21 protein-coding genes are annotated in these 26,211 nt (G+C 72.0%); 5 read left to right on the top strand and 16 right to left on the bottom strand.

Annotated features, from left to right (window positions below; all coding sequences use genetic code 11):
* Position 1 precedes the first annotated feature (1 nt).
* The 6 genes from VGE38_RS02670 to VGE38_RS02645 form a co-directional block, all read right to left on the bottom strand.
* On the bottom strand, positions 2-1,213 hold the full coding sequence (locus VGE38_RS02670) for a hypothetical protein (RefSeq protein WP_331140988.1): 1,212 nt from the start codon (positions 1,211-1,213) through the stop codon (positions 2-4).
* Positions 1,213-1,779, bottom strand: coding sequence for a hypothetical protein (locus VGE38_RS02665; protein WP_331140987.1), 567 nt, complete (start codon positions 1,777-1,779; stop codon positions 1,213-1,215). The genes VGE38_RS02670 and VGE38_RS02665 overlap by 1 nt, the downstream gene beginning before the upstream one ends.
* Entirely contained in the window at positions 1,776-2,885 is a 1,110-nt protein-coding gene (locus tag VGE38_RS02660; RefSeq protein WP_331140986.1) for a hypothetical protein, read from the bottom strand. Before VGE38_RS02660 ends, VGE38_RS02665 begins: the two co-directional genes overlap by 4 nt.
* A gap of 34 nt (positions 2,886-2,919) precedes the next feature.
* The gene (locus VGE38_RS02655) at positions 2,920-3,879 is read right to left on the bottom strand and encodes a hydroxymethylglutaryl-CoA lyase (RefSeq protein WP_331140985.1); all 960 of its coding nucleotides are present in this window, start codon (positions 3,877-3,879) and stop codon (positions 2,920-2,922) included.
* A complete protein-coding gene (locus VGE38_RS02650; RefSeq protein WP_331140984.1) occupies positions 3,872-5,653 on the bottom strand; it encodes an acetyl/propionyl/methylcrotonyl-CoA carboxylase subunit alpha in 1,782 nt (593 codons plus the stop codon). Before VGE38_RS02650 ends, VGE38_RS02655 begins: the two co-directional genes overlap by 8 nt.
* Before the next feature lie 97 nt (positions 5,654-5,750).
* The gene (locus VGE38_RS02645; protein WP_331140983.1) at positions 5,751-7,319 is read right to left on the bottom strand and encodes a carboxyl transferase domain-containing protein; all 1,569 of its coding nucleotides are present in this window, start codon (positions 7,317-7,319) and stop codon (positions 5,751-5,753) included.
* A 63-nt stretch (positions 7,320-7,382) separates the two neighbouring features.
* On the opposite strand from VGE38_RS02645, the gene VGE38_RS02640 reads away from it, so the two are divergent.
* The gene (locus VGE38_RS02640; RefSeq protein ID WP_331140982.1) at positions 7,383-7,949 is read left to right on the top strand and encodes an SACE_7040 family transcriptional regulator; all 567 of its coding nucleotides are present in this window, start codon (positions 7,383-7,385) and stop codon (positions 7,947-7,949) included.
* Between the two features lie 40 nt (positions 7,950-7,989).
* Here VGE38_RS02640 and VGE38_RS02635 read toward each other — a convergent pair whose 3' ends face one another.
* Together VGE38_RS02635 and VGE38_RS02630 are read right to left on the bottom strand one after the other, a co-directional pair.
* Positions 7,990-8,658: an SWIM zinc finger family protein gene (locus tag VGE38_RS02635; RefSeq protein ID WP_331140981.1), complete on the bottom strand. Its 669-nt coding sequence runs from the start codon at positions 8,656-8,658 to the stop codon at positions 7,990-7,992.
* Positions 8,655-11,414 (bottom strand): DEAD/DEAH box helicase, encoded by a 2,760-nt coding sequence (locus VGE38_RS02630; protein WP_331140980.1) that lies wholly within the window; start codon positions 11,412-11,414, stop codon positions 8,655-8,657. The genes VGE38_RS02635 and VGE38_RS02630 overlap by 4 nt, the downstream gene beginning before the upstream one ends.
* Positions 11,415-11,479: 65 nt before the next feature.
* Between VGE38_RS02630 and VGE38_RS02625 the strand changes: the two genes are divergently transcribed.
* The 3 genes from VGE38_RS02625 to VGE38_RS02615 all read left to right on the top strand — a co-directional run bounded on the left by VGE38_RS02625 (position 11,480) and on the right by VGE38_RS02615 (position 14,932).
* A complete protein-coding gene (locus VGE38_RS02625) occupies positions 11,480-11,968 on the top strand; it encodes a glutathione peroxidase (protein ID WP_331140979.1) in 489 nt (162 codons plus the stop codon).
* Positions 11,969-12,058: 90 nt separating this feature from the next.
* Positions 12,059-13,660 carry a DHA2 family efflux MFS transporter permease subunit gene (locus VGE38_RS02620; RefSeq protein ID WP_331140978.1) on the top strand — a complete coding sequence of 534 codons (1,602 nt, stop codon included), beginning with the start codon at positions 12,059-12,061 and terminating at the stop codon, positions 13,658-13,660.
* A gap of 309 nt (positions 13,661-13,969) precedes the next feature.
* Positions 13,970-14,932 carry a putative endonuclease domain-containing protein gene (locus VGE38_RS02615; RefSeq protein ID WP_331140977.1) on the top strand — a complete coding sequence of 321 codons (963 nt, stop codon included), beginning with the start codon at positions 13,970-13,972 and terminating at the stop codon, positions 14,930-14,932.
* Between the two features lie 176 nt (positions 14,933-15,108).
* Here the strand turns inward: VGE38_RS02615 and VGE38_RS02610 are convergent, their stop codons facing one another.
* The 6 genes from VGE38_RS02610 to VGE38_RS17520 all read right to left on the bottom strand — a co-directional run bounded on the left by VGE38_RS02610 (position 15,109) and on the right by VGE38_RS17520 (position 23,522).
* Positions 15,109-17,220 carry a RecQ family ATP-dependent DNA helicase gene (locus tag VGE38_RS02610; RefSeq protein ID WP_331140976.1) on the bottom strand — a complete coding sequence of 704 codons (2,112 nt, stop codon included), beginning with the start codon at positions 17,218-17,220 and terminating at the stop codon, positions 15,109-15,111.
* Between the two features lie 45 nt (positions 17,221-17,265).
* A complete protein-coding gene (locus VGE38_RS02605) occupies positions 17,266-17,715 on the bottom strand; it encodes a pyridoxamine 5'-phosphate oxidase family protein (protein WP_331140975.1) in 450 nt (149 codons plus the stop codon).
* A gap of 270 nt (positions 17,716-17,985) precedes the next feature.
* Positions 17,986-19,956 (bottom strand): M13 family metallopeptidase, encoded by a 1,971-nt coding sequence (locus VGE38_RS02600; protein WP_331140974.1) that lies wholly within the window; start codon positions 19,954-19,956, stop codon positions 17,986-17,988.
* A 52-nt stretch (positions 19,957-20,008) separates the two neighbouring features.
* On the bottom strand, positions 20,009-21,274 hold the full coding sequence (locus VGE38_RS02595; RefSeq protein ID WP_331140973.1) for a M15 family metallopeptidase: 1,266 nt from the start codon (positions 21,272-21,274) through the stop codon (positions 20,009-20,011).
* 54 nt (positions 21,275-21,328) lie between these two features.
* Positions 21,329-21,955, bottom strand: coding sequence for a TetR/AcrR family transcriptional regulator (locus tag VGE38_RS02590; protein ID WP_331140972.1), 627 nt, complete (start codon positions 21,953-21,955; stop codon positions 21,329-21,331).
* Positions 21,956-22,094: 139 nt separating this feature from the next.
* The gene (locus tag VGE38_RS17520) at positions 22,095-23,522 is read right to left on the bottom strand and encodes a fatty acid desaturase (RefSeq protein ID WP_349257073.1); all 1,428 of its coding nucleotides are present in this window, start codon (positions 23,520-23,522) and stop codon (positions 22,095-22,097) included.
* 130 nt (positions 23,523-23,652) lie between these two features.
* Here VGE38_RS17520 and ppgK point away from each other — a divergent pair, with 130 nt between their 5' ends.
* On the top strand, positions 23,653-24,411 hold the full coding sequence (ppgK, locus tag VGE38_RS02575) for a polyphosphate--glucose phosphotransferase (RefSeq protein WP_331140971.1): 759 nt from the start codon (positions 23,653-23,655) through the stop codon (positions 24,409-24,411).
* Between the two features lie 39 nt (positions 24,412-24,450).
* Here the strand turns inward: ppgK and ilvA are convergent, their stop codons facing one another.
* Together ilvA and VGE38_RS02565 are read right to left on the bottom strand one after the other, a co-directional pair.
* On the bottom strand, positions 24,451-25,695 hold the full coding sequence (gene ilvA / locus VGE38_RS02570; RefSeq protein ID WP_331140970.1) for a threonine ammonia-lyase IlvA: 1,245 nt from the start codon (positions 25,693-25,695) through the stop codon (positions 24,451-24,453).
* Positions 25,696-25,761: 66 nt separating this feature from the next.
* A partial coding sequence (locus VGE38_RS02565; protein ID WP_331140969.1) for an NAD(P)(+) transhydrogenase (Re/Si-specific) subunit beta occupies positions 25,762-26,211 on the bottom strand: 450 nt, incomplete at its 5' end.

The raw sequence follows: 26,211 nt of genomic DNA, 5'->3' as shown, positions 1-26,211 counted from the left end.
CCTACTCGGCGCGACCGCGGGCCGACCGGTAGGCGCCCAGCACGCGCCGTCCTGCGCCACCGCGCTCGAGCCGGGCGACGACCTTCTCGGCGGCGCGACGGCGCACGCTGACGTTGCGGGCCTCCGCCAGCTGGTGGCGCGTGTCGGCCAGCTCCCGCTCCAGGTCGACCTCCCGCCGGCGCAGCCGGGCGGCCTCCTCTACGAGCGCGGCGATCGCGTCCACCGCCGCGTCGACGACCTGGTCCGGCGCCGTGGTCACCACGCTGTCGGGATCGGCGTGCCGGCGTGGGGGACGTACGCCACGCAGCTCGGCGAGGTCGCCCACCACGTCGTACCCCGCCTTCTCGAGCGCGGCGATCCAGGTCTCGGTCGTCTCCTGCACCCATCGGTGCTCGCGCCGCGGCAGCGTGAGCCGCGGGGACCCGGTGCGCTGCGCCAGCGTCCGGTGCGCAAGGAGCTCCAGCACGAAGGGCCGGTGCACGTCGGGGGCGAGGCTGTGCCGCGTGGCCCGGTTGAGCCGGCGCACGAGGGCCGTCTCCGGCACGCCCAGGGAGACGTTGGCACGCTCGGCCGTCAGGTCCAGCGGCAGCCCCTCGAGCCCGAGGACCCTGGCGAACCGCTGCCACAGCAGGTCCCGCGGCGCTCCCGGCTGCGGCACGGTGACGACGTGGACCCGCTCCGGCGGCAGGCCGGCCGCCCCCCAGCGCCGCAGGATGTCGGGCACCTCCTGCGCGGTCCAGAACCACGACGCCACCCGGCCGCTGCGGCGCGGGTTGCGGAGGGCGGTGAGAAAGCGGGCGTAGGAGATCTCGGAGCGGTACTTGACGTTCTCCTGCCACTCCGCGGGGATCTGCCGCACGAGATCGCGAGCGGAGACGACGAGGTGGAGCTCGGCCTCGCCGAGGTCGGCGATCGCGCGCCGGGCCTGGGCGGCGCTCGCGACCGCGAGGATCTCGTGGCTGACGATCACGGTGCCCTCGGCGGCGCGCACCTTCGCGGCGAGGTCGGCCCAGGCGCCCCGGGCGTCGGCCTCGAGCCCGCCCCAGGGCAGCTTGAGCAGGTCGACGGCGGCCAGGAAGTGGGCATCGAACCGGTCGGCCGGGTAGACGATGCCGTGCTGCGCGAGCAGCTCGCGGTTGCGGAAGAGAACGTCCTGGAGGAAGGACGTGCCGGTCTTCGGCGTCCCGACGTGGAGGAAGATCCGCTTCGCCATCAGCCGTGCTCCCTCAGGAACGCGATCGCGGCCTCCAGCGGGTCACCGGCGGCGGATAACAGGGCCAGACGCTCGTCGGGGTCCTCGACCAGCAGCGCGAGCACCGGTCGCACTCGGCGGGCCAGCTGGCCGGGCACCTGACGTTCCCCACCATCCTCCGGCGTGTCGCGGTTGGTGAGGTCAGGTGCCCGCGCCAGGACGTCGGCCACCAGACCGACCGCCACGCGCAGCAGCTCGGCGTCGCTGAGCGTGGCGGGGTCGACCGGCGCGAAGCCGTAGGGCAGCGGCTCCGCGACCCCGACGAGCTCGAGGTCGGGACGGCCGCGGCCGGTCGCGTCGGCGGCCAGCACGCGGTCGGCCAGACCGGGCGAGCGCACGCCCGCGAGGTTGAGCCGGCGCAGCAGCTCCAGCTGCTGGGCGCCGGGCAGCGGGTCCCCGGGCGACGCCTCGGTCGAGCCCGTCGTCGACCAGGCCAGCCAGGGCGTCGTACCGCCGTCACGCAGGTGCGCCACCCAGCCCCATGCCCGTGCGGAGCTGTCCGGGCCGCTATCGGTTCCTGCGCTCATCGGCGCCGCAACCGCTTCGCGGCGCGCGCCGCGCGGGCGGGCAGGGTCATGTCGGGATCGGGTCGGCGGGCGGCCTCCTCGATGACCGACACGAGGGCGTCCATCGTCACCTGGTTGAGCATCCGCGGCCCGGGCCGGTCCGGGTCCTCCCAGGGCTGGTCGGCCGGCGGCCGCTGCGGCATGAGCTCGGCGAGGTCGCCGACGACGTCGATGCCGGAGTCGGCGATCCAGTCCGACCACTCCCGGGCGACGTCCTCGGCCCACTCGTAGGCGTCCGGGGGCAGCTGGATGCGCCGCATGTTCTGCCGGTGCATCAGCGTCTCGTGGACGATCGTCCCCTGCACCAGCTTGCGGTGGTCCATCCGGTCCACGCCGATGGCCTTGAGTCGCTTGTTGAGCCGCCGCAGCATCGTGGCCTCCGCGACGCCGAGCGACTGGTTGCGGCGTACGCCGGTCCGCGACCCCCACGCCGGGTCGGCGCCGATGACCTCGCAGAACCGCTCCCACAAGATGTCGGGGCGGACGTGCCCGCGCTGCGGAACGGTGATGAGGTGGATCCGCTCCGGCGGGAGGGTGTGACCCCAGCGGCTGAGCACCTGCGGGATCGACTGTGCCCGCCAGAACCACAGCTTGTTCGACCGCGGGTCGGTCTCTCGGATCCTGCGCAGGTGGCGGGCGAAGCTGACCCGGCTGTAGTTCTTCAGCTCCTCCTGCCAGTCGGCGGCGACCTGGCGGGCGATGTCGCGGGCGGTCATCACGACGTGCACCTCGGCGCCGCCGGCCGACAGGTCGCTCATGGCGACCTTGATCCGCTCCGGGCGGGTCGCCGCGAGGACCTCGTGGCTGATGATGACCGTCCCGTCGTGGTGACGGACCCGGCGCAGCAGCGCGTCCCACTCGCCCGCCACCTTGTCGTGGAAGCCAGGCCACCGGATCCGGCTCACGTCGAGCGCCGGGAAGAACTGGTCCTCGCGCAGGCCGACGGGGTAGTGGATGCCGTGCTCGCCCAGGGAGCCGCGGTTCAGGTAGAGCCGCTCCTGCAGGTAGGTCGTGCCGGTCTTGGGCGCCCCGATGTGCACGAAGACTCTGCGCTTGACCTCGCTCATGACCGAGATTGTGCCCCCTCGCCGGGTGGCGGGGTCAGCGTGGCTCGCCGCCGAGCGCCCGGACGACGGCGCTGGGGCTCGGCCGGCCCAGCCGACCGGCCATCCACACGCTCGTCGCGACCATCTGGCGCAGGTCGACGCCGTGCTCGATGCCGAGGCCGTCGAGCAGCCAGACCAGGTCCTCGGTGGCGAGGTTGCCGGTGGCGCTCTTCGCATAGGGGCAGCCGCCGAGCCCGCCGGCGCTGGCGTCGTACGTCGTCACGCCGGAGCGCAGCCCGGCCAGGGTGTTGGCGAGCGCCTGGCCGTAGGTGTCGTGGAAGTGGAGCGCCAGCCGGTCCGTGCCGACCCCGGCGCTGCCGAACGCCTCGATCAGCGCGGTGACGTGTCCGGCCGTGCCGACGCCGATGGTGTCGCCGAGGCTGAGCTGGCTGGCGCCGAGGTCGAGCAGCCGCTTGCCGACGGTGACCACCTGGTCGACGGGCACGCGGCCCTCCCAGGGGTCGCCGAAGCACATGCTGACGTAGGCCCGCACGTCGAGCCCGGCCTCCCGCGCCCGCGTGACGACCGGCTCGAACATCGCGAACTGCTCGTCGAGGCTGCGGTTGAGGTTCCTGGTGGCGAACGTCTCCGTGGCCGAGCCGAAGATCGCGACGTGGCGCAGGCCGAGCTCCAGCGCACGGTCGAGACCGCGCTCGTTGGGCACCAGGACCGGCAGGCCGCGCGCGTCCTCACCGAGCGTGGCGACGAGGCCGGTCATCAGGTCAGCGGCGTCGGCGAGCTGGGGCACCCACCTCGGGTGGACGAAGCTGGTCGCCTCGACGACGGGCAGACCGGCGGCGAGCAGGCGGCGCACGAACTCCGCCTTCACCTCGGTCGGCACCGTCGCGGTCTCGTTCTGCAGGCCGTCGCGGGGGCCGACCTCGTAGATCGTCACACGCTCGGGCATGCCCGCGGCGGGTACGACGGCCGGCAGGGCGGTCGACGGGTCACTCATCGGTCGCCGCCTCCACCGCTTCCACCAGGAACAGCTCCGCCCCGAGGGTCACCTGCTGACCGGCCCGCACGCCGACGTGGGTGACCGTGCCGGCGTACGGCGCCTTGAGCGCGAGCTCCATCTTCATCGCCTCGACCACCCCCAGCACCTGGCCCTCCTCGACAGCGTCCCCCTCGGCCACCCGGACGTCCAGCACCGTGCCGGGCATCGGGCTGGTGACGGTGCCCTCCGCCCCGGCGGCGTGGGTGCGGTCGAAGGGATCGGGCCGGTGGAAGACCCACCGCTGACCGTGGTGGGCGAGCTCGATGCCGGCGCGGGTCAGCCGGGACGTCGTACGTGGTGGTCGCCCGGGCGACCGGAGCGCATGACGTCCGAGCGTGACCGGGACGTCGAGCTGCACGACCGGGTCGGCGGCCGGGCCGCCGAGACGGAAGCCGTCGGAGGCGAAGGGACCCGTCGTGGTCGCATGGGCGTCGTACCAGATCCGGGCGGCCAGCTCGCGTGCCTCGGTCGGGTCCGGGGGCTGGGGCGGGTTGCGATCCAGCCAGGCGGTGTCGATGGCGGCGTCCCGGAACTCCTCCGAGGCCACCAGCTGCCGTAGGAAGCCGGTGTTGGTGGTGATGCCGAGGATGCCGGTGCGGTCGAGCGCCTCGACCAGCGCGCGCCGGGCGGTCTCCCTGTCCTCGGCGTGCACCACGACCTTGCCGAGCATCGGGTCGAAGGCCGTGCTGACGACCTGACCGCTGACCAGCGCGTGGTCGACGCGCACGCCGGCCGGCCAGGCGACCAGGGTGGCCGTGCCGGCCTGGGGCAGGAAGCCGGCGTACGGGTCCTCGGCGTAGATCCGCACCTCGATGGCGTGCCCCGTGAACGCGACCTCCTCCTGGTCGACGCCCAGCGGCTCGCCCGCGGCCACGCGCAGCTGCAGCTCCACCAGGTCCAGGCCGGTGATCTCCTCGGTGACGGGGTGCTCGACCTGGAGCCGGGTGTTCATCTCGAGGAAGTACGCCTCGCCGGTGTCGTCATCGAGAAGGAACTCGACGGTGCCGGCGTTGGTGTACCCCACCTGCTTGGCGAGCGCGACGGCGCTGTCCTGGACCAGGGCGCGCTGCTCGTCGCTGAGCGTCGGGGCGGGCGCCTCCTCGACGACCTTCTGGTGGCGGCGCTGGGCGCTGCAGTCGCGCGTGCCGAAGTGGATGACGTTGCCATGCGTGTCGCCGAAGACCTGGACCTCGATGTGGCGGCCACGCTCGACGTACTTCTCGATGAGCAGGGTGTCGTCGCCGAACGCGCTCGCGGCCTCCCGGGCCGCGGCGGCCTTCGCCTCGTCCAGCTCGGCCGCGCTGCGCACCACCCGCATGCCCTTGCCGCCGCCGCCGGCGGCCGCCTTCACGAGCACCGGGAAGCTCGCGGTCTCGACACGCTCGCTGCGCTCGCTGCTCGACCAGCGGTACTCGGGCACAACCGGTACGCCGGCCGCCACCGCGATCTCGCGGGCCTTGTCCTTGCGAGCCATCGCCGCCATGGCCTCCGGCGGCGGGCCGACCCAGACCAGGCCGGCGGCCATGACCGCGCGGGCGAAGGCGGCGTTCTCGGAGAGGAAGCCGTAGCCCGGGTGGACCGCCTGCGCACCGGCCGCCAGCGCCTGGGAGACCTGGGCGTCGGTGTCGAGGTAGTCGCCGGTGCTGACGACCGCCCGGATGCCTAGCCGCTCGCAGGTGCGCGCGATGCGGGCGGCGATCTCGCCGCGGTTCGCGATGAAGACGGTGTTCATCGGCTCTCTTTCCTCAGCACATCGGAGTCTCGACGCGCGCATCGCGACCTCGTGCCTCGGTCGCGGCGCTCGCTCGACCTGGGGGCGCCCACGCTCCTCACATCCTGAACACGCCGTAGGAGGGCGCGGGGACCGGTGCGTGGGCGGTGGCCTGCAGCGCCATCCCCAGCACGCGACGGGTGTCGAGCGGGTCGATGATGCCGTCGTCCCAGAGCCGGGCGGTGGCGTAGTAGGCGTTGCCCTGGGTCTCGTACTGCTCGCGGATCGGCGCCTTGAAGCCCTCGTCGTCGGGCCGTCCCGCGACCGTCGCCAGCACCGACGCGGCCTGCTCGCCACCCATCACCGAGATCTTGGCGTTCGGCCACATCCACAGGAACCGCGGGTCGTAGGCACGCCCGCACATGCCGTAGTTGCCGGCGCCGTAGCTGCCGCCGATGACGACGGTGAACTTCGGCACGACGCTGCAGGAGACAGCCGTGACGAGCTTGGCCCCGTCCTTGGCGATGCCGCGGTTCTCGTACTCCCGGCCAACCATGAAGCCGGAGATGTTCTGCAGGAAGACCAGCGGGATGCCGCGTTGGTTGCACAGCTCGACGAAGTGCGCGCCCTTGAGCGCGGACTCGCTGAACAGGATCCCGTTGTTGGCGACGATGCCGACCCGGCGGCCGTAGATCTCCGCGAACCCGCACACCAGCGTGTCGCCGTACAGCGGCTTGAACTCGTGCAGCCGCGACCCGTCGACGATCCGCCGGATCACGTCGCGGACGTCGTACGGCGTGCGCGAGTCGACCGGTACGTCGTAGAGCCCCTCCGGGTCCTCCACCGGCTCCTCGAACTGTTGACTCCCGCCCGCTGGCCCCTCGAATCCCGCTTCATGGCCCCTCGAATCCCGGGTCGTGGCCACGATCGACCGCACGATGTCCAGCGCGTGCGCATCGTCATCGGCGAGGTGGTCCACGACACCCGACTTCGAGGCGTGCACGAGGCCACCGCCGAGGTCCTCCGCGCTGACGACCTCACCGGTCGCGGCCTTCACCAGGGGCGGGCCGCCGAGGAAGATCGTGCCCTGGTCCTTGACGATGACGGTCTCGTCCGACATCGCGGGGACGTAGGCGCCGCCGGCCGTGCAGCTGCCCAGCACCGCGGCGATCTGGGGGATGCCGCGGGCCGACATGGTCGCCTGGTTGAAGAAGATGCGACCGAAGTGCTCGCGGTCGGGGAAGACCTCGTCCTGCATCGGCAGGAAGGCGCCGCCGGAGTCGACGAGGTAGACGCACGGCAGGGCGTTCTCGGCCGCGACGGCCTGCGCACGCAGGTGCTTCTTGACCGTGATCGGGTAGTAGGTGCCGCCCTTGACGGTCGCGTCGTTGGCGACCACGACGCACTCGCGCCCCTCGATCAGGCCGATGCCGGTGATGATGCCGGCGCTGGGGACGGCGTACGCGTCCTCGGGACCCCGGCCGTACATGCCGTACGCCGCCAGCGGGCTCAGCTCCAGGAAGGGGCTCCCGGGGTCGAGCAACCGGTCCACGCGCTCGCGCGGGAGCAGCTTGCCACGGTCGGTGTGCTTGCGGCGGGCGCTCTCGCTGCCGCCGCGCCGGACCGTCGCGAGTCGCTCGCGCAGCTCCTCGGTGAGCTCACCCAGGGTCGGCCGCAGTGTCGTCACACGGCGAGGTTAACGATCGTTAACCATCGGGGCAAGGGGTGAACGGCCGTTAACCTGTGCCCCGTGACCGAGACCCCGACCCGCCGGCAGCAGGTGCTGGACACCGCCGCCGAGCTGTTCGCGGCCCGGGGGTTCCACGGCGTCTCGGTCACCGACCTCGGCGCGGCGTGCGGCATCTCCGGGCCCGCGCTCTACAAGCACTTCCCCTCCAAGGACGCCATCCTCGCGGCGATGCTGGAGTCGATCAGCGAGGAGCTGCTCGCCGAGGGTCGCGGGCGCGTGACGGCGGCCGCCACGCCCGCGGCCGCACTGCGCGCCCTGGTGGACTGGCACGTCGACTTCGCGCTGCGCCACCGCGCCCTGATCGTCGTCCAGGACCGCGACTGGTCCTCGCTGCCCGAGGCCAGTCGGGAGCGGGTGCGCACGCTGCAGCGGGAGTACGTCGACCTGTGGGCCGCGCAGCTGCGGCTGCTCGATCGCTGGCTGACCGAGGACGCCTCGCGCGCCATGGCGCACGCGGCCTTCGGTCTCATCAACTCCACTCCGCACAGCGGGCTGCTGCCCGAGCCGGAGATGCGGGCGGCGCTGACCGGGATGGCGCTGCGCGCCCTGGGGATCGCGCGCACCTGACGTCACCAACTGCTCCCCCGCGGGGATGGCGTTGGGAATGTCAGGTGCCAGGGTCCAGCTCGGCCAGCATCCGCTGCGCGCGCAGTGCTGCTTCGAGAGCCAGGTCGACGTCGTCGACATCGGCCACGCGGTCGGAAACCGGGGCGTCCGGCGGCGCGGTGAGCCGGTGGATCCGGGCGAGCAGCTCGTCGCGGCGCACGCCTCGCAGTTGGAGGAGCACGAACGGGTCGCCGTCCATGAGCCAGCCGAGCTGGGTGAGCACGCCGAGGGCGTGCACGCACGAGTCGGTCCAGGACGCGCACGTGCACACGGCGGCCAGCTCGCCGCCGTACGGCAGCAGCTCCACGCCCAGCTGCTCGGCGTGCTCCACCAGGTCGTGCGGCAGGTCCCCGGCGAGCAGGGAGGCGACCCGGCGGGGCGTGGCGACGACCGACTCGACCAGCGCCGACAAGGAGGCATCGTCGAGCACCGGCAGCGTCCCGGACACGGTCCACAGCCCGCGCGGGTCCTCGACCGCCGCCACGAACGACCCGCTGTCGACGATCACGCCGCCGATCCGGCCGGAGCGGGCGACCGCCCGTCCGGCGGTCAGCTCGGCCTCGTCGTACGCCGCCTCCTCGACCGCCCGCAGCCACGCCCGCGACCACCACGACGTCACCCGGACGGCGCCGCGACGCGCCCCCCGCCGCGGGTGCACGGTCGCGCTCACGCCAGGTCGTCCCGCCGGAGTGCGACCAGGTCGTGGAGCTCGTCGTCGGAGAGCTCGGTGAGCGCCGCCTCGCCGCGGCCGAGCACCGCGTCGGCCAGCGAGCGCTTGCGGGCCAGCAGCTCGCCGATCTTGGTCTCGATCGTGCCGCGGGTGACCAGCCGGTGCACCTGCACGGGCCGGGTCTGCCCGATGCGGTACGCGCGGTCGGTGGCCTGGTCCTCGACGGCGGGGTTCCACCACCGGTCGACGTGGACGACATGGTCGGCTCGGGTGAGGTTGAGGCCGGTGCCGCCGGCCTTCAACGACAGCAGGAACACCGGCGGCCCACCGGCCTCGGGGCCGGCCTGGAAGGCCGCGACCATCCGCTCCCGCTCGGGGACCGGGGTGCCGCCGTGGAGGAACTGGTGAGCGATGTTGCGGGCCGCCCAGTGCCGCTCCAGCAGTCGCGCCATGGCGACGTACTGGGTGAAGACGAGCGCGGAGCCGCCCTCGGCCACGACGGTGTCGAGCACCTCGTCGAGCACGTCGAGCTTCTGCGAGCGGCCGGCGAGCCGGCCGGTGGACTGTTTGAGGAAGTGGGCGGGATGGTTGCAGATCTGCTTCAGCCCCGTCAGCAGGCTGAGGACGAGGCCGGCGCGGGTGATCTGGTCGGCGGGGTCGGCACGCTCGATGCGGTCCATCGTGTCGCGCACGAACGCCTCGTAGAGCACCACCTGCTCGGTGGTGAGCGTCAGCAGGTGGTCGGTCTCGGTCTTAGGCGGCAGCTCGGGCGCGATGCCGGGGTCGGACTTGCGGCGGCGCAGCAGGAAGGGCCCCACCAGGTCCGCGAACTGCCGGGTGACGGTCTGGACGCCCGCCTCGATGGGGGCCGCCCAGGCACGCCGGAACGCGTTGCGGCTGCCGAGCAGGCCGGGCACGGTCCAGTCGAGGATCGCCCACAGCTCGGTCAGGTCGTTCTCGACCGGCGTCCCGGTCAGCGCCACCCGCGCGTGGCTCGGGATGGTCCGCAGCGCCCGGGCCGTCGATGAGCGGGGGTTCTTGATGTGCTGCGCCTCGTCGGCCACCACAAGGTCCCAGTCGACGCCGGAGAGCTGCTCGGCGGCGTTGCGCATGGTGCCGTAGGTGGTCAGCACGAACCCGGACGGGTCCTCCAGGTCGCGCGCCGTCCCGTGGAACCGGCGCACGGGTACGCCGGGCGCGAACCGCTCGATCTCGGCCTGCCAGTTGCCCAGCAGGCTGGCCGGGCACACGACCAGGGTCGGCCGGCCGGCGGCGAGCCCGGCAGCGTTGCGGTGCAGGTGGAGCGCGATGAGGGTGACGGTCTTGCCCAGTCCCATGTCATCGGCCAGGCAGCCCCCGAGGCCGAGCGAGGTGAGGTCGGCCAGCCAGGTCAGCCCCTGCCGTTGGTAGTCACGCAGCGTCGCCTGCAGGGCGTTCGGGACGGCGACGAGGTCGCCCTTGCCGGCGCCCACGACCTGCTCGCGCAGCTTCGTGAGGCTGGCGCCGACGACGACCTGCTCCTCGGCCTCGCCCACCTGCGCCACGCCGGTGAGCGCGGCCCCGAGCGCCTCGGCCGCGGCGACCTTGCGCAGCAGCCGCTTGCGGGCCTTGCGGGCGATGCTCGGATGGACCACGGTCCAGGCACCGCGCAGCTTGACGACCGGCGCCGCCGAGGACGCCAGCTGCTCCATCTCCTCCTCGGTCAGCGGCTGGCCGTGCAGGGCGACCTGCCAGCTGAAGGCGAACATCGACTCCGGGCCGAACAGCCCCGTGTTGAGCAGGTCCTCGCCCCGCGGAGACGCCGCCGAGCGGGTCGTGTCGAGGACGGCCGTCGCCGTCAGCTCGCGCCCCAGGGAGCGTGGCCACAGCACGTCGATGCCGCGCTCCTGCAGCGCCGCGACACCGTCCTCGAGCAGCGAGCCGATCTCGTCGCCGTCGAGGGTGATCTGGTCGGGCACGGCCAGGTCGAGCAACCGCTCCAGCGGCGGCCAGGACTCCGCCGCCCCCCGCAGCAGCACCGCGACGTGGGCACGCGCCCGCTCGCCGAACCCGTGCTGCTCGGGGTCGCCGGTCCACAGCAGCGCGGCGTCGCACAGGTGGAGCGGGTTGGCCAGGTCGTGCACCTGCAGCACCAGCCGGACCGAACCCGCCGCCAGCGACTCCTCGTCGGCCTCCACCCGCAGCGAGAGCGCCACCACCTGCGGAAGCTCGGTACGGTCGCGGGCCAGATGGCGGGCCAGGCGGTCCTGGAGCCGCTCGGTGAACGGCTCAGGCGTCGCGGGTCGTCCGGCGGGCGCGGCGGCCGTCCGCCGCGCGGCGGTGCCTGCAGCGAGGTGGCGAGGGCCGAGGGTGCGCGTGCGGTTCGGCGGGCTCTGCGGCATCGCGTCGACCACCGCCGCGAGCATGTCGCGGACGACCTCCTCGGCGGTCGCGGCGTCCACGCCGTCGTACGCCCGGGCCGCGGCCAGCAGCCGCAGCCGCTCCACGTCGTCGCCCTCGACGACCGGCGCCCAGCCGTGCTCGGCCGGCGCCAGCTTGCCCGCGGCGACCATGCGCAGCGCGAAGAGGCTGGCCGCGGCGAGCAGACCCACGGAAGCGTGCACGTCCTCGCGCGCGTGTGCCTTGGAGAGGACGGGGATCGCGGCGGCGATCGGCAGCTCGACGGTGCGGCGCACGTCGCTGAACGCCACCACGCCCTCGCGCGGTCGCTCGGCGGGCCGGAGCACCGCGGGGCCGGCGAGGGGGACGAAGCTCATGGTCCCTGGAACGTACCTGCCGGCGCCGACGTTCCCCTCGGTGTGGGCGTCGGTAGGCTCGCGGCATGACGATCCTCGATGAGCCGGTCGCCCGCCTCGACGGCACGCCCGCCACGCTGCACGAGCTCACCGGCGGACGGCCGGCACTGCTGGTGAACGTCGCGAGCAAGTGCGGGCTCACGCCGCAGTACGCCGGCCTGGAGCGGCTGCACGAGACCTACGCCCCGCGCGGCTTCACCGTCGTCGGGCTCCCGTGCAACCAGTTCATGGGCCAGGAGCCCGGCACCTCCGAGGAGATCGCGGAGTTCTGCTCGGCGACGTACGGCGTGACGTTCCCGATGACGGAGAAGATCGAGGTCAACGGCGAGGGCCGGCACCCCATCTACGCCGAGCTGACGCAGGTCGCCGACGAGAACGGCACGGCGGGCGACGTCCAGTGGAACTTCGAGAAGTTCCTGGTCGACGGCGACGGCAAGGTCGTGGCGCGGTTCTCGCCGCAGGTCGAGCCGGAGGACGAGCGCATCGTCGCCGCCGTGACCGCCCTCCTCGCCTGACGGAGAGGTACGTCACAGCGTGATCCGCCCACCGGGCGGGCACCTTTAACGGTTCGTCAGTTGTCGGTGGCGGCAACTACCTTTACCCGGGTGACTTCTGACCTTACCCAGGACCCGCCCGTCGCTCCGGGTGCCTCCGCCGGGTCCGACAAGCTCGACAAGAGCGTGTGGATCATCGCCGGCGTCGTCGTGCTCGGCTCCATCATGTCGATCCTCGACATCACGGTCGTCTCCGTCGCACAGCGCGTCTTCCAGCAGGAGTTCAACGTCAACGCGGCCGAGGCCGCGTGGACGATGACCGGCTACACGCTCGCGCTGGCGGCCGTGATCCCGCTGACCGGCTGGGCCGCCGACCGCTTCGGCACCAAGCGGCTCTACCTCGCCGCCGTGTTCTTCTTCGCCGTCGGCTCGGCGCTGTGCGCCCTCGCCGACTCACTTGCCGCGCTGGTCGCCTTCCGCGTCCTGCAGGGCATCGGCGGCGGCATGCTCATGCCGCTCGGCATGACGATCCTGACCCGCGCCGCCGGGCCCGAGCGGGTCGGTCGCGTCATGGCCGTGCTCGGCATCCCCATGCTGCTCGGCCCGATCTGCGGCCCGATCCTCGGTGGCTGGCTGATCGACATCGCCTCGTGGCACTGGGTCTTCCTCATCAACATCCCGATCGGCGTCGTCGCGCTGGTCTACGCCTGGCTGGTGCTGCCCAAGGACAACCCGCAGCCGTCGGAGAGCTTCGACTTCCTCGGCATGGTGCTGCTCTCCCCCGGCCTGGCGCTGTTCCTCTACGGCATCTCCTCGATCCCTGGCTCGCAGGTCGACCACGGCACCTGGCAGACCCGCGGCGTGATCGTCCCGATCGTGATCGGCACGATCATGACGGTCGCGTTCGTCCCGTGGGCGCTGGCCAAGCGCAACAAGCACCCGCTGATGGACCTGCGGCTGTTCAAGAACAAGGAGATGACCATCGCGGTCATCACCATGTCGCTGTTCGCCATCGCCTTCTTCGGCGGCGGCCTGCTGTTCCCGCAGTACTTCCAGTTCGTGCGCGGCGAGGACGACCTCTCCGCCGGCCTACTGCTGGCGCCACAGGGTCTCGGGGCGATGATCACGATGCCGATCGCGGGCATGCTGGCCGACAAGATGGGTCCGGGCAAGATCGTCCTCAGCGGCATCTCGACGATCGTCGTCGGCATGTTCATGTTCTCGACGCTGGACGAGTCGACCTCGTACTGGTTCCTGCTCGGCTCGCTGTTCGTCATGGGCCTCGGCATGGGCGCCACGATGATGCCGACGTTCTCGGCCGCGCTGGCCACCCTGCGCGACCAGACCATCGCGCGCGGCTCGACGCTGATGAACATCGTCCAGCAGATCGCGGCCTCGATCGGCACGGCGCTGTTCACCGTGCTGCTCACCAACGGTCTGAAGAACCAGGAGTCCGTCGCGCTCGGCAGCGCGCTGGAGGAGGCGGGCAACGACCAGGGCAAGGTGTCCTCGATCCTCGCCCAGTTCGGCGTCTCGCCCGAGCAGATCGACAGCGTCATGGCCAAGATCCCCGGCGACATGGCCGGTGTCTTCGGCGACACCTTCGTGGTCGCGACCGTGCTCTGCGCGGTCTGCCTCATCCCGGCCTGGTTCCTGCCCAAGACCAAGGCCGAGCACGGCGAGGCCGGCGCCACGATCCACGTGGGTCACTGACGCCCTCGCGGCGCCACCGCTTCACCGCCCTCGCGGGTCCCTCCTCGCGGCGGACGTCATACGCCCTGGTTGCTCTGGCAGCCAGGGCGTATGACGTTCTCCCGGCGTCTCGGGGCGGGCGTCATACGAAGTGGTCGCCTGGACGACCAGGTCGCATGACGTCCCGCGCCGGCGATCCGGCCTCCCCGCCGCCCTCCTTCGCCGTACGGCGGGCCGACCTCCGTCCACCGGGACCCTCCGGGACACCGCTCTCCACAGGTGAGCCGTCGGCGACGCACGGACCGTCTCGGCGCGAGCGATCCTCGCCGCATGACCGAGAACGCGGAGATCTCCCTGCCGACGCGAGCCGAGCGCCTCGCCGCCCTCACCGAGGTCGGCGCCGGTCAGGCCATGATCGTGACCCGCACCCAGGCCTACGCCGAAGGCTTCACTCGCGGCGAAGTGCGCGCCCAGATCAGCGCCGAGCGTTGGCGGAGGATCGGCACCCACTGCTTGGCCTTGTTCACGGGGGAGCTCACCCATGACGCACAATGCTGGGTCGCGACACTCGAGGCAGGTCCGCGTGGCTACATCGACGGTGAGGCGGCCCTGCTGCTGGCGGGCCTCGAGCACTACACGGTCGAACGCATCCGGGTGTCGGTTCCGCGGGGCGCCCGGATCCGGCACCGCGGCGGCACGATCGACATCCGTCAGACCCGTCGATGGGCGGCCGACGACCTGCTGGATGGATCGGGTCCCCCACGGACCCGCCCGTCGGTCGCGGCGATCCGGGCGGCGCTGTGGGCCACCTCGGACCGTCAGGCGACGCTGCTACTCACGATGACCGTCCAGCAGTCCATCGCCGACGTCGCCGAACTCGGCGCCGAGCTGCTGCGGGTCCGACGGGACCGACGCCGGATCCTCGTCGGCACCACGTTGCTCGACCTCGCCGGCGGCGTGCGCTCCCTCAACGAGCACGACGTGCTGCAAGGGTGCCGCGAGCGAGGGCTGCCCGAGCCGGACCTGCAGTCGCTGCGGCGAACGCCCGGTGGGTCCTACTACCTCGACTTCCGCTGGCGCGCCTTCGGCGTCGCGCTCGAGGTCGACGGCATCCAGCACGCCTGGGCCGTCAACGTCGTCGGCGACTCACTGCGCCACAACTCCATCGCCCTCGACGGCGACATCGTGCTCCGACTACCGGTCCTCGGTCTGCGTGTGTGCCCCGATGAGTTCTTCGACCAGATCGAGCAGGCGCTCGCGGCGCGCGGTTGGACGCGGAGCGACGCGGCCTGAGCCGCAGCGTGCGTCACGAATCGCTCGTCGCGACCGATCGGCTGCTGACGTCATACGAGCTGGTGGCCAGAGCGACCGGACCGTATGACGTCCGCCGACCCAAGCGGAGGACGTCATGCGAGGCGGTCGCCAGAGCGACCGGACCGTATGACGTCCGCCCCGGTGGGACGGGCGGATCAGGCTTCGACGGCGAGCGTCAACGGCAGTACGGCGGCCGCGCCGGCGTCGTGGAGCGCCTTCGCCGCGAGGGTCAGCGTCCAGCCCATCACGACGCGGTCGTCGACGAGCAGGATGCGGGCGCCGGGTGCGATGTCGGCGCGCAGCCGGAACCGGCGGCTCAGCACCGCGACCCGCTGCGCGGAGTTGGCGGCACCCTGGCCGGGCGCGATCTCCGGCTCGACGATGGCGTAGGAGCCGGCGATCGGGACGCGCAGGTAGCGCGAGAGCCCGGCGGCCAGGTCGCCCACCAGCGTCGGCCGGGTGAGCGAGTCGACCACGACGATCGCGTCGACCTGTGGCTGCCAGTCGCCGAGCACCTCGACCACGGCGCGCACGAGCGGCACGGGGACGGACCCGTCCACGCTCTCGCCGGTCGACCCTGACGAGACCCGGAAGAGGTCCCGCAGTGCCTGCCCGTGGCCGAGGTCGGTGAGCCGGGCGACCGCGCGGCCCTCCTGCGGCGGCGTCGCGATGCGGCCCTTGAGCTCGACGCCGAGGTTGGCCAGGGCCGTCGGCCACAGCTTCTTCGGCTCGATGACGACGCCGGGTCGGTGGATCCGGGCATCGGCCTCGGCCAGCGCCGCCTCCGAGACGGCACTGGACAGCGTCAGGCCGCCGCAGTTGTCGCACCGGCCGCAGTCGGCGGCCTCCGGGTCGTCGAGCTGTTCGCGCAGGAACCGCATCCGGCACTCGGCCGACGAGAGGTAGTCGAGCATCGCCCGCTGCTCCCGCTCCCGCGCCTCCGACACACGGGCGTAGCGCTCGGCGTCGTAGACCCACGGTCGTCCGGTCGCCTCCCAGCCGCCCTGCACGCGTCGGACGGCGCCGTCGACGTCGAGCACCTTCAACATCGTCTCCAGCCGGTTGCGGCTCAGCTCGACCTGGGTCTCGAGGGCCTGGGTGCTCAGCGGGCGACCGGCGTCGGCGAGCACGTCCACGGTGCGGCGTACGAGCTCCTCGCGCGGGAAGGCGAGCGAGGCGAAATACGCCCAGATGTCGCGGTCCTCCGCACCCGGCAGCAGCACCACCGACGCGTCGCCGAGGATGCCGCGGCCGGCACGACCGATCTGCTGGTAGTAGGAGACCGGCGAGGACGGCGCGCCGACGTTGACGACGAAGCCGAGCGGGGCGTCGAAGCCCATGCCGAGCGCGCTGGTCGCCACCAGCGCCTTGATCCGCCCGGAGGCCAGGTCGGCCTCGAGCGCCTGCCGCTCGGTGGTCTCGGTGCGGCCGGAGTAGGCAGCGACGTCGTGGCCGCGCGAGCGCAGGTAGTCGGCGATCTCCTGGGTGGCGGCGACCGTCAGGCAGTAGACGATGCCGGACCCGGGCTGTTCGGCGAGGTGGTCGGCGAGCCAGGCAAGCCGCTGCTCGGGCGTCGTGAGCCGGACCACGCCCAGCCGCAGCGACTCACGGTCCAGCGAGCCGCGCAGCACCAGGACGTCGCGCCCCATCTGCTCCGCGACGTCGGCGGTCACCCTCGCGTTCGCGGTGGCGGTGGTGGCCAGCACCGGGATGCCGGCCGGGAGGTCGTCGAGCAGGGTCCGGATCCGGCGGTAGTCGGGCCGGAAGTCGTGCCCCCAGTCGGAGATGCAGTGCGCCTCGTCGACGACCAGCAGGCCGCAGGTCGCGGCCAGCCGGGGCAGCACGGCGTCTCGGAACCCGGGGTTGTTGAGCCGCTCCGGGCTCACCAGCAGCACGTCGATCTCCCCGGCGTGGATCTGCTGCTCGACGGCCGACCACTCGTCGATGTTGGTGGAGTTGATCGTGGCCGCCCGGATGCCGGCCCGCTCGGCGGCGGCGATCTGGTTGCGCATCAGCGCGAGCAGCGGGCTGACGATGACGGTCGGCCCGGCTCCTGCCTCACGCAGCAGCAGGGTCGCCACGAAGTAGACGGCCGACTTGCCCCAGCCGGTGCGCTGCACGACGAGCGCGCGCCGCTTGTCGACGGCCAGAGCGGCGATGGCCGACCACTGGTCCTCGCGCAGCACCGCGTCGTCGCGGCCGACCAGGGCGCGCAGGTGCGCTTCGGCGCGGTCGCGGATCTGGTCGATGTCGGCGGTGACGGACATGCCGACCTGTCTACCAGCCGCCGCTGACAGCCGGTGGAGCCGGGATCAGACCAGCCAGGTACCGGACCGCATCAGCGTCCGGCCGGCGATCTCGTCGGACTCGCGCCACGCCTGCACCCGCTGGGGCCGGAGCACGAGGAAGACGAACGCCGCGTCGCCGCGTGGGTCCCAGTCGGCCTGTGCGGCGTACGCCTCGCCGAGTGCCGCGTCCTCGTCGACCCCGACCTGGCGCTCGAGCACCGCGTCGACCATCGTGACGTCGCGGGTCGGGCCCACTGCCAACCGCGCCCGTCCGGTGGCCGCGAGGTCGCGTGCCGTGCGCGAGGTCGCTTGCACGGCCAGGACGAAACGCTCCTCGATCCAGCCCAGCGAGAGCGGCACCAGGTGCGGGTCACCTTGGGGCGAGGCGGTCGCGACCCACGTGTCGATGTGCGGCGTGGCCCACATCGCCAGGGTGTCGGCCTTGCGGGTGGCGGCGTCGCGGGGTCCGGTCATGGGCCGAAGTCTGTCAGCCCATCGTGCGCGGCACCGGCGCCAGCTGGCCACGGGTCCCAGGAGTCACACTCCGGGGGCACCGCATCGACTTCGGGGGCGTTGCAACGCCCCCGAAGTCGCGGAATCCCCGGTTCACCGGGGATTCCGCGCGGCAACCGGGCCACTGGGTTTCGAGACGCGTCACGCCCCCTCGCTGCGCTCGGGAACGTCGACGCTCCTCAACCTCCCCGCCTGGTCCGCGACCTCGCAGGCTCGGTCGCGGGGCGGTGATCACCAGATTCGGACGCGGTCGGCCGGGTCGAGCCAGAGTCCGTCACCGGGCTCGGATCCGAACGCCTCGTGGAACTCGTCGAGGTTGCGGACGATGTTGGCGCGGAACTCCGGCGGACTGTGGGGGTCGATCGTGAGGTACTGCTGCTCCTGCTCCTTGCGACGCTTGGTGCGCCAGACGTACGCCCAGTTGAGGAACAGCTGGCGGCGGTCCTCGACCGACGCGTCCGGCTCGGCGATGAGGTACGCCGTATGCGCGATCGTCAGGCCACCGAGGTCGCCGATGTTCTCGCCGACCGTGAGGGCGCCGTTGACGTGCTCACCAGGGAGGGCGCGCGGCTCGAAGGCGTCGTACTGCTTGATCAGCGCGGCCGACTTCTCCTCGAACGCCGACTTGTCCGCGGCGGTCCACCAGTCGTTGAGGTTGCCGGCCCCGTCGAACTGCGCGCCCTGGTCGTCGAAGCCGTGGCCGATCTCGTGGCCGATGACCGCGCCGATGCCGCCGTAGTTCTCCGCGGGGTGGGCGTCCGGGCTGAAGAACGGCTTCTGCAGGATCCCGGCCGGGAAGCAGATCTCGTTGGTGCCCGGGTTGTAGTAGGCGTTGACAGTCTGCGGCAGCATGAACCACTCGTCGCGGTCGACCGGCGAGCCGATCTTGGCCAGCTGGCGGTCGGTCTCGAACGAGCTCGCGGCGTAGACGTTGCCGATCAGGTCGTCCTTGCGGATCTGGAGCGCGGAGTAGTCGCGGAACTTCTCGGGGTAGCCGATCTTCGGACGGAACGTCTCGAGCTTCTCGTAGGCCCGCTGCTTGGTCTCCTCCGTCATCCAGTCCAGCTTGGAGATCGAGACGCGGTAGGCCGCGAGCAGGTTCGCGACGAGGTCGTCCATCATCGCCTTGGAGGTCGGCGGGAAGTGCCGGGCGACGTACTCCTTGCCGACCGCCTCGCCCAGCGCGCCCTCGACCAGCGCGACGCCGCGCTTCCAGCGCGCCCGCAGCTCGGGCGTGCCGTTGAGGGTGCGGCCGTAGAAGTCGAAGTTGACCTCGACGAACTCGTCGGTGAGGTACGGCGCCGCCGCGCGCAGCACGTGCGAGAGCAGCCAGTCCTTCCACTGCTCCAGCGGCACCTCGGTCAGCACCGTCTCGAGGTGGGAGAAGTACGACGGCTGCCGGACGCAGACCTCGGCGAGCAGCTCCTGCGCGTCGTGGTGCCGGGCGCCCGAGAGGTTGGTGACGTAGACGTCCCAGTCGAACGACGGGCAGACCGCCTTGACCTCCGCCAGCGTCATCAGGTTGTAGGTCTTCTGCACGTCCCGCGTCTCGGCACGCTCCCAGTGCCCCTGCGCGAGCCGGGTGTCGATGGCCAGGATCGTGCGGGCCTTCTCGTCGGCCCCGTCGATGCCGCCCAGCGTCAGCAGGGTGGTCAGGTAGCCGACGTACTTGTCGCGGATCTCGGCGAACTTCTCATCGCGGTAGTAGGACTCGTCGGGCAGCCCGAGGCCGCCCTGCAGCAGGTTGACGATGTAGCGGTCGGCGTTGCGGTCGTCGTTGTCGACGTAGGACCCGAAGAGACCGCGGCCACCGATCCGCTCGAACTCACCGAGGAACGCGGCCAGGTCGCGCAGGTCCCGCAGGCCCTCGACGGCTTGGACGAGCGGCTGCAGCGGCGCCAGGCCGGCGGCGGCGATGGCGTCGGTGTCCATGAAGGAGGCGTAGAGGTCGCCGATCTTCTGCGCCTCCGAACCGGGGCCGTCACCGGTCGAGCCATCCGAGACCGATGCGGCCAACTCCTCGATGATCGCGCGGACCTGCTCCTCCGCGACGTCGGCCAACTGCACGAACGGGCCCCAGCTGGAGCGGTCGGAGGGGATCTCCGCCTCCACGAGCCAGGTGCCGTTGACGTGGCCGAAGAGATCGTCCTGCGGGCGGATGGAGAGGTCCATGCCGGGTCGGGCGTCGTCGAGAATGCTCACGCCGCCACATTAGTCGGCGACGCTGACGGCCCGGGGGTGCGCCAGCACCCGGTCAGCCGGGGCGGACGATCCGGTTCATCTCGAAGTGCATCGGGTCGGTCCACTGCCAGTCGCCGCCCCACGAGAAGCCCCACTTCTTGAACGTCGCGACGACCAGTGGATGCATGTCGCCGGGGATGCCGCGGCCGTTCGTGCTGACGTTCAGGTCCAGGGCGAGGCCGAAGGCGTGGTTGGACAGCTTGCTGCTGCCGGCGATGAAGCGTGGGTAGTAGCAGCCGGCGTAGTCGTCGCGCCGGATCTCATCGGCCAGTCCCAGCTCGACGATCTCCTGCAGCGCGGCGGTGAGCTGCGGGAAGAGGTGCTTGTTGCAGGTGACCGATCCGAGGATCGGCACGGTCCGGGTCCGGACATGGCTGCGCACCCAGCCGGCGTCGGGGATCACCCGGCCGCCGACGACGCGGTAGTTGTAGATGCCCACCGCCTGGGCGAGGCTGCCGACCGGCACCGCGGTGAGCGGGGCGTTGATGTCGAGGCCCTCGCGGGCGACGACGTCGAGGCGCTGCACCGACACGTTCGGCCCGACCACGTCCCGGATCGGCTTCACCACCCGGTCCGGCGCGGTGCTGGTGGTCGAGACCAGCAGCGCGTTTCCCTCCGGGATGTCCATCGCCTCGCCCCAGGCCGGGTTCATGACGATGTCGACGGCACCCTCGATCTGCGGCGCCCACGCACCGACGTGGATGCGCGGGGCGTCGGCGGCGGCGCCGAGCCGGAGGTAGCCGTCGGCGTCGGGCCGCAGCACTCCCTCGAGCGTCTTGTCGACGGCGATCTCGCCGCCGGCGACGCGGTCCCAGACCACCTGGGACTCGGCCGTCTGGTGCGGCGTGAAGTTGCGGAACGTCCCGGGATCGGCGGCGACCACGTTGAGCACCCGGCCCTCGAGGCTGGCCTGCGCCATCGAGATCCGGGCGACGCCGGTGACCCCCTTGGCGGCCTTGACCCTGTCGACGACCTCGTCGGCGAACGGCTCGGCCGCCTGCACCAGGATGTCCGCGGCGAGCAGCGGACCGGTACGGGGACCGGGCGGGTCGACCGCATGCTCGGGATCGGCGGGACGCAAGCTCGACGAGGCCGACGGCGCGGGCGTGGATCCGGACGAGGGCGAGCTCGACGACGTCGTCGAGCCGGGCGAGGACGCCGACGGCGTACCCGGACCGGCGTCACCGGCCGCGCACCCCGCGAGCCCGGTCGTCAGCACGGTCGTCAGCGCCGCGGCCAGCACGGTCGCGGCACCCCGCCGGCTCGTCCCGTGTGCCATTCGCATCCCCACCTCCCCGGCGGCCCACCCTAGTGGGGCTTCGGAGCGGAGCGCTCAGGCGGCGCCCGACCGCGCCTCGGGCAGCGTGAAGTCCGTGCCGAGCAGGCGGCTCACCATCCAGGCGATGCCGTCCGCGATCTGGTCGGGGCTGCCCGTCGGCTGCATGACATGGCTCAGCACGGCCCGCAGCAGCACGTCGACCGCGATGTCGGTCTCCGCCGGACCGAGCGTCGTGCGGTAGCCGCCGATGCGCTCGTGGAGCACCGCCTTGGCGCCCTCGAGCAACCAGTCGGACTGGGTGGTCAGGTACGGCAGCAGCTCCGTGTCGGCGCCGTGGGTGGCGGAGACCACGGAGACCAGCAGCGGGTTCTCCGCGGCCTGCTGCAGTACGTCGTGGGCGCCTTGCCGGATGGCGGCGATCAGCTCGTCGGGTTCGTCCCCGGGGTGGTCGTCGAACGCCTGGCTCACCAACGTGAGGAACCGCTCCAGCTCCCGCATGATCATCGACTGGACCAGCTGCGACTTGGAGCCGAACTCGTTGTAGACCGTCTGTCGGCTCACTCCGGCCGCGTCGGCCAGCTTGGTCATGGTGACGTTGGACCAGCCGACCGCGATCGTGAGCTTCGCCGCGGCGTCGACGATCCTCCCGCGGGTGTCTCTCCTCGTGGGCGCGCCGGTCATGGCCGCGATCCTAGGGACAGGGAGCATCGTCGCGGGTGCATACCTGTCAGTAACCAGACGCACGCCCTCAACGCGGGGGATCTGCGTCCTCCGCGCCACCGAGTCCGTCCCGCCGGGCGCGCCCCGATCAGCCCCTGAGTCAGCCCAGGGCGGCTCGCTCCACCGGGACGAAGTCGGTCTTGTCCCGCACACCACAGTCGGGGCAGCACCAGTCGTCCGGGATCTCCGCCCAGGAGGTGCCGGCCGCGAACCCTTCCAGCTCGTTGCCCTCGTCGACGACGTAGGTGTACCCGCAGCCGGGGCACCGGGCCGCCAGCACCTCCTCCGCGTGCCCGACCGGCGAGGACTGCCCTGGCGTCTCGGTCGACGCGACGGCCTGGACTGCCGGGCGCGGGTGCTTCGCGAGGATCCGCTCACGCTTGCGCGGCACGATGTTCGCGCGGCTCATGTCGCCGTCGAAGTGCGCCAGCACGCGGGGGTCCATCACCCGCCGCCAGATCGCGGGCACGATCGCGAGCACGATCATGCCGGCGTACCCCGTCGGGAGCACCGGGCTCTCCTCGAAGTCGCGCAGCGTCTGGTAGCGCCGGGTCGGGTTGGCGTGGTGGTCGCTGTGTCGCTGCAGGTGGTAGAGCAGGACGTTGGTCGCGATGTTGTTGGAGTTCCACGAGTGGCTCGGATCCACGCGCTCGTAGCGCTCCCGCTCCCCCACGCCGACCTTCTGCCGGAGCATGCCGTAGTGCTCCATGTAGTTGACGACCTCGAGGAGCGAGAAGCCGACGACCGCCTGGATCAGGAGGTACGGCGTGATGCCGACGCCCAGCCAGGCGATCAGCGCTCCCCACAGCACGGCCGTCATCGCCCAGGCGTTGAGGACGTCGTTGCCGATCCGGAACGGGTGCTGGTCACGTCGGGCGTAGCGCCGCTTCTCCAAGCGCCAGGCGCTCTTGAGCGAACCCCACACGGTCCGCGGCCAGAACTGGTAGAAGTTCTCGCCGACCCGCGCGCTGGCCGGGTCCTCCGGTGTCGCGACGCGGACGTGGTGGCCACGGTTGTGCTCGATGTAGAAGTGGCCGTAGGCACTCTGCGCGAGCGCGATCTTGCTCAGCCAGCGCTCGTGGCTCTCCTTCTTGTGGCCCAGCTCGTGCGCGGTGTTGATGCCGATGCCGCCGATGCAGCCGATCGACACAGCCAGCCCGATCTTGTCCCAGGTGCCGAGGTCACCCCGCGCGACCAGCCACATCGCCGCGACGAACGCGGCGTACTGGATCGGCAGGTAGGAGTAGACGACCCAGCGGTAGTACCGGTCCTTCTCCAGCGCCTCGATCATGTCGTCCGGGGGGTTGGACCGGTCCAGCCCGCAGGCCAGGTCGATGGCGGGGACGATGACGAGGATGACCACCGGGCCGAGCCAGAGCCACACGCTCCACCCGGTCAGCTCGCGCATCCCCATGGCGACGAAGGCGAGGCTCGGCACGACCAGCCCGATCAGCCAGAGATAGCGCTTCTTGTCCCGCCACTGCTCCGTCGAGCCGGCCGCCACAGTGCTGTTCGCGATCTGGTTCACGTCGCCCCCTTCTCGTTACGAGGAAGTGTCCTACGTAACACTGACGCTCGCAAGGGTTTCGTGGGACTCGTGTCCCATGAACCCCTTGCGCGGCGCGGGCCGGCCGTTCGCGCGCGGCTATCGTGGGCTGATGAACACCGCTTTCGGCATCGACTTCGGCGGCACCGGCATCAAGGGGGCACCGGTCGACCTGGCGGTGGGCGACTTCGCCGCCGAGCGGGTTCGGATCCGGACCCCGGAGCCGTCCACGCCCGCGGCGGTCGCCCAGATCTTCGTCGAGCTGCTCGAGCGGTTCCCCGACCGCGACGGCCCGGTCGGCGTGACGGTGCCGGGCGTCGTACGCCACGGCGTGGTGCACTCGGCCGCCAACATCGACCCCGCGTGGATCGGCACGGACGCTGACGCCGTCTTCACCGAGGCGACCGGGCGGGACGTGCACGTCGTCAACGACGCCGACGCCGCCGGGCTCGCAGAGGTGCGGTACGGCGCGGCCGCCGGCCGTCGCGGCCTGGTCATCCTCACCACGCTCGGCACCGGCATCGGCACGGCGCTGCTGTACGACGGCGTGCTGGTGCCGAACTCCGAGCTCGGCCACCTCGAGATCGACGGACATGACGCCGAGTCGCGGGCCGCCAACAGCGCCCGCACCCGCGAGGAGCTGTCGTGGGAGCAGTGGGCGCAGCGGCTCACCCGCTACTACCGCACCCTGGAGCGCCTGTTCTCCCCCGACCTGTTCGTGGTCGGAGGCGGGGTCTCGAAGGAGGCCGCCTCCTTCCTGCCGCTGCTCGACCTCTCCACCGAGATCATCCCCGCCACCCTGCGCAACCGGGCCGGCGTGGTGGGCGCCGCCCTGTACGCCGCGGAGTCTGCGGACCGCGCGGTCCGATAGCTCCGGGCTCGGCCGTTGGTAGGGGCTCTGCCCGAGCCTCTAGTGCAGGAAGGTGAAGAGCGGGCTGTCGTACGGGATCTTCTCGATCACCAGGTTGCTGGCCGCCATCCGCTGCAGCAGCCCGGAGATGCCGCCGGCATGGTCGAGGTCGATGCCGATGAGCGCGGGGCCGGTCTCGCGGTTGGACTTCTTGATGTAGTCGAAGACCACGATGTCCTCGCCCTCGGCGAGCACGTGGTCGAGGAAGCCGCGCAGGGCGCCGGGCTCCTGCGGGAAGCTGACCAGGAAGTAGTGCCGCAGCCCCTGGTGGACCAGCGCCCGCTCGATGACCTCGGCGTAGCGCGAGACGTCGTTGTTGCCGCCGCTGACGATCGCGCCGACGCGCTTCCCGGTCACGTCGAGCTGACCGAGAGCCGCCGTGGCGAGCGCCCCAGCGGGCTCGGCGATGATCCCGTCGACCTGGTAGAGCTCCAGCATCTCAGCGCACACCGCGCCGACCTCCACGGCGACGACGTCGTCGACGAGATCGCGGACGAGCGGGTACGTCGCCGACCCGGCGGTCCCGACCGACGCACCGTCCACGAAGGTGTCGAGGGAGTCCAGCGGGACCGGCTGACCGGCCGCCAGCGCCGCGCTCATGCTCGCCGCGCCGACCGGCTCGACGCCGACGATGCGGGTCTGCGGCCACGCGTGCCGGACCCAGCTCGCGACGCCGGCGAGCAGGCCCCCGCCGCCGACCGGGACGACCAGCACGTCGAGCGGGTCGTGTCCCAGGCCGGCCGCCTGCTCGGTGACCTCGAACCCCACGGTGCCCTGGCCGGTGATCGTGCGCGCGTCGTCGAAGGGGTGCACGTACGTCGCGCCGGTCAGCTCCGACTCGGCGTGCGCCGCGGCCGACGCCTCGTCGTACGTCGTCCCGACCAGCTCCAAGGTGACGTTGCGGCCGCCGAGAGCGAGGATGCGGTCACGCTTCTGACGCGGCGTGTTGGTCGGCACCACGATGTGGGCCTGGACACCGAGCCGGGCCGCTCCGATCGCCACGCCCTGGGCATGGTTGCCGGCGCTCGCGCAGACCACCCCGCGTGCGAGCTCCTCGGGTGCGAGCGAGCTCATCAGGTGGAACGCGCCGCGGACCTTGTACGACCGGCCCAGCTGGAGGTCCTCCCGTTTGAGCAGTACGTCGGCGGCGTACTGCTCGCTGAGGCGGGTCGAGCGCTCCAGCGGGGTGCGGGTCGCGATGGTGGCCGCCGCGGCTGCGGCGATGCCCTCGGGGGTGACGGTCACGGCGCTCAGTCTGGCAGGGCGCGGAATCCCCGGCTCACCGGGGATTCCGCGCCCTCGCGGCGTTGCTCAGCGCCCGGCGGGCACCTTCGTCAGCGCGGCGAGGATGTCCTCGACCCGCTCCTTCGCGTCGCCGAACAGCATCTGGGTGTTCTCGCGGAAGAAGAGCGGGTTCTGCACGCCGGCGTACCCCGCGGCCATCGACCGCTTGAAGACGACGACGTCCTTGGCCTCCCAGACGCGGAGCACCGGCATGCCGGCGATCGGCGAGGTGGGATCCTCCGCCGCGGCGGGGTTGACGGTGTCGTTGGCGCCGATGACCAGCACGACGTCGGTGTCGTCGAAGTCGTCGTTGATCTCGTCCATCTCCAGGACGATGTCGTAGGGCACCTTGGCCTCGGCCAGCAGCACGTTCATGTGCCCGGGCAGGCGCCCGGCGACCGGGTGGATGCCGAACCGCACGTCGACGCCGCGCTCGCGCAGCTTGCGGGTCAGGTCGGCCACCGGGTACTGCGCCTG

It is taken from the genome of Nocardioides sp., from assembly GCF_036405735.1.
GTDB lineage: Bacteria > Actinomycetota > Actinomycetes > Propionibacteriales > Nocardioidaceae > Nocardioides.
This window is presented reverse-complemented; position numbering and strand designations above follow the sequence as displayed.